Consider the following 243-nt stretch of genomic DNA (forward strand, 5'->3'; position numbering starts at 1 on the left):
GTTTGCGCCAAAATAGTTGTGCTATCAAAATTAGCTAAATCAGCTGTAACACGAACAATATATTGAGTGTCTTCATCAAAGCTTGCGCTTAAATTTACAGTATGAAAATAAGTACTTGTGTCGCTGGTAGTACCCGACAAACTTTCAATAGTTAAGGCCAAGCAAGTAGTAAAATTATCTGCTGACACTTGTACGCTTCCAGTACAAGTACCACTGCTAGAGTTAACGGCTAAAGTACTCACG

The 243-nt window shown here is 38.3% G+C and carries 1 protein-coding gene; it reads right to left on the reverse strand.

Translation table 11 applies throughout. The annotated features are described in order from the left end of the window. The coding region (locus AAEY72_RS16040; RefSeq protein WP_352311660.1) for a hypothetical protein at positions 1-188 on the reverse strand (188 nt) is incomplete at its 3' end. Between the last annotated feature and the right edge of the window lie 55 nt (positions 189-243).

Source organism: Psychrobacter sp. W2-37-MNA-CIBAN-0211, from assembly GCF_040309405.1.
GTDB classification, from domain to species: Bacteria; Pseudomonadota; Gammaproteobacteria; order Pseudomonadales; family Moraxellaceae; genus Psychrobacter; species Psychrobacter glaciei.